The sequence below is a fragment of the Syntrophorhabdaceae bacterium genome (assembly GCA_035541755.1).
Taxonomy (GTDB): Bacteria; Desulfobacterota; Syntrophorhabdia; order Syntrophorhabdales; family Syntrophorhabdaceae; genus PNOF01.
This window is the reverse complement of record DATKMQ010000015.1, coordinates 1-3,268: the sequence shown is the minus strand read 5'-3', so window position 1 is coordinate 3,268 and position 3,268 is coordinate 1. Positions and strand designations below refer to the sequence as shown.

General features: G+C 49.9%; 5 protein-coding genes. All 5 read right to left on the bottom strand.

What is annotated here, in order from left to right:
- A partial coding sequence (locus tag VMT62_01120; GenBank protein ID HVN95006.1) for a response regulator occupies positions 1-465 on the bottom strand: 465 nt, incomplete at its 3' end.
- A complete protein-coding gene (locus VMT62_01115; GenBank protein HVN95005.1) occupies positions 462-944 on the bottom strand; it encodes a chemotaxis protein CheD in 483 nt (160 codons plus the stop codon). The genes VMT62_01120 and VMT62_01115, both read right to left, overlap by 4 nt.
- Positions 941-1,768, bottom strand: coding sequence for a protein-glutamate O-methyltransferase (locus VMT62_01110; protein HVN95004.1), 828 nt, complete (start codon positions 1,766-1,768; stop codon positions 941-943). Before VMT62_01110 ends, VMT62_01115 begins: the two co-directional genes overlap by 4 nt.
- 179 nt (positions 1,769-1,947) lie before the next feature.
- On the bottom strand, positions 1,948-2,463 hold the full coding sequence (locus VMT62_01105; GenBank protein ID HVN95003.1) for a chemotaxis protein CheW: 516 nt from the start codon (positions 2,461-2,463) through the stop codon (positions 1,948-1,950).
- Between the two features lie 275 nt (positions 2,464-2,738).
- A partial coding sequence (locus tag VMT62_01100) for a methyl-accepting chemotaxis protein (GenBank protein ID HVN95002.1) occupies positions 2,739-3,268 on the bottom strand: 530 nt, incomplete at its 5' end.

Sequence of the window (3,268 nt, the reverse complement as noted above, 5' to 3'; positions counted from 1 at the left end):
GATGACCGCATCAGCAGTCAGTTTGGGTTGGACAATCATGGGCTTGAAGGCGGCTTTCTTAAAGTTAGCGCGCGAGGCCGCTTTGACCGCATCACAGATGAGGATTCTTGATTCCTCGAAGAACTGTTTTACTCCGAGCTTGGGTTTGAGAATGATATCCAATGCCCCATACTCGAGTGCCTTGAGCGTGGTCTCCGAACCTCTTTCGGTAAGGGAGGAACAGATCACCACCGGAATCGGGCGTTGAGCCATAATCTTCTGGAGAAAGCTAATGCCATCCATACGCGGCATCTCAACATCGAGAGTCATGACATCGGGAACCATTTCGCTGATAAACTCCGCCGCCACGAAAGGGTCTCTCGCAGCGCCCACAACTTCTATATGAGGATCTGAATTAAGGACTTCGGCGAGTGTCTGACGCACAACCGCCGAATCGTCCACAACGAGGACTTTGATCTTGCTCATCGGTTCAGAACCTCCTCGCCTGGTGTTCTGTTGATACGTTTTAACAGGACTTCCCCGGTATCGGTGTCGAAATGTATCTTTCTTCCGAGTTCCCCGCCCACATGAGATGCGGCCAGAATAAGCTGATGGCTTTTAATCACATTCAGGGCCGTCTCTACGTTCTTTTGCCCCACCGTTGAGCGGTTTGCTCGGGCTGGGTCAAGTACATCCGCCCCGCCCATGAGCTTGACCACCATTTCATCCTTTGTAATACCCATCATTTCAAATTTCCTGATCATGTAGAAGATGGAGCTGTCAACGTATCGGAAAGTATTCTCGACGTCTGAGGAGGGGTTTGTGGGAAGCTGTGCGTGACAGATGCCTCCCACTTTCAGTCGTTTGTTAAATATCGTCAACGCGATGCAGGAACCAAGAATCGTGGAAACTATCACAGGCTTATCGGAAATGTATATCTCACCGGGCTTGAGATAGATGTTCATGCCACCCTCCGGTAAACTGTCGGCGCTACCTGAGTTAGAGGCACATTCATACTGAAAAGTGTCTCTGAGTGTCCCATAAAGATATATCCATGTGGAGAAAGGCACTGGCAGAACTTGTTCAGAAGTCTTTCCTGTGTGGGTCTGTCGAAATAAATGATGACATTCCTGCAAAAAATGATGTCTACGGGCTCGCGGAAACCAAAGTCGCCATCCATGAAGTTGAGTCTTCTGAATCTTACCATCTCTCGCAGCGCCGGGATGACCCGATAAAGCTTTTTTGTCTTGTCTTTGCTTACAAGTAGGTATTTCCTCCTCATCTCCGAGGGTATGGGACCTACCTCTTCGTCATCGTACACGGCACGGCGCGCCTTTTCAAGTACCCTCGTGGATATGTCGGTAGCAGCGACGATAAAGTCGCACCCGAATTCTTTCAATACCATGGCGAGTGTATACGGTTCCTCTCCGCTCGAACATCCTGCGCTCCAGACCGTGATAGCCCTTCTCGTCCGATTCAATTCAGGGAGCACCTTTCGGGTCAGATAATCGAAGTGTCCTGGCTCGCGGAAGAAATCCGTCTTGTTGGTGGTTACCTGATTGATCATGTCTGTCAGCTCTTGTTCGTTGCCCTGCGCACTGAACAGATAATCACAATACTGGGAAAACGAGCTGAAGTTAAGTATTTGTAGTCTCTTCTGGAGGCGGGCTTCCAGCATGGACCTTTTGGCATCAGTTATATTGATGCCACACTGATGATAAATGAACTTCCCAAGACGGACGAAATCGTTGTCGGACAGGTTCATGGTCTGTGGCTGTTTCTTAATCAATGGTCATCCCTTTCAGTGAACAGGGGACGATTCTAGCGTCGCCCTGTTCACATTTTCTCGTCTTCTTCCGATCTTTGCCGTCACTAAACCGGTTTTACTGATTAGCATGGTACATATACATGGCGATTCACGAGGCACTTGCGAGCCGTTCCCGTCACGTAACACGGCCCTGCGTTGCCTCACGCATTGCTGGCCATCCTCATATTCTTATCCGCGCCGATCTCCTGTGCAAGGGCCACATCATCCGAAGAGAATATTTTGTCAATGTCAAGCAATATAATAAAACGGTCATCCCTCTTGCCCATGCCTCTAATAAACTCAGTTTTGAGCTGGGTCCCTATCTTCGGAGCAGGCTCGATTTGATTCGGCTCCAGGTCAAATACCTCTTGAACCGAGTCCACGAGGGCGCCCATGATGATATTTTCTCCTTCAAAAGAGACTTCTACCACAATAATGCAGGTATTCACCGTTTTTTCGGTCAGGGACATACCAAATTTGAGTCTCATATCGAGGACGGGCACCACACCTCCGCGCAGGTTAATAACGCCCCGCATATAATCAGGTGTTCTTGGCACCTTTGTAACAGTGGTGAATTCGAGTATTTCTCTCACATGCGATACATCGAGGGCAAATACCTCATCGCCGAGTTGAAACGTTAAGTACTGTCTTGTATCTGTAATTGACGCTACGCTCATATGTTGCCTCCTTTATGCTGGGGGACCGGATCAATCGCAGGCACGCTCGCCCACCTTTCATGGAAAGTCCTGACCCCTGTTGTTCAATTTGTCTTTATCCGGGTCTCTTCCTTCGGCCCCGCATCGCTCTACCATGCCTCATCGCTCTTAACGCGCCTTTTATACCGTATCGGATAGTTGCGTTGTTCATTCCAGTCACGCTTGCTTCCTTCTGTCATCTGTCAAGATCGGGGACCAGCCCATTTTTGCGATCTCTGACCCCCGATCTTTATTGTCTACAGCCTTTCGAACTCTTCATCGAGTGCGTCTTTGCCGGATGTCATGTCGAGACGCACGCCACCGACAGGAGCGTTTTCCCGCTTGCCCTTATGGGAGGGCGTTTTGTTTATTTTGGTCTCGACTTTTGAGTGCACCACTGTGTTCGCCACGGATTTCTTTTTGGCAACCGTTGCTGTTGCTCTTCCATTGCCGCTTTCACCGACCCTGAAGAAGGCAATGGTTTCCTGCAACTGCTCGGCCTGTGAGGATAGCTCTTCTGAGGTGGAGGCCATCTCTTCCGTTGCGGACGCGTTCTGCTGAATCACCTTGTCAAGCTGCTGAATTGCTTTATTGATTTGATCCGCCCCGGCGTTCTGTTCATTGCTCGCCGCATTGATCTCACTCACGAGTTCCGCCGTTCTTTGAATATCGGGGACGATCTTTGTGAGCATTTCACCCGCTTTCTCTGCGACTTCCACGCTCGAAGCGGAAAGCTTGTTGATCTCGCCCGCTGCAAACTGGCTCCTCTCGGCGAGCTTACGAACCT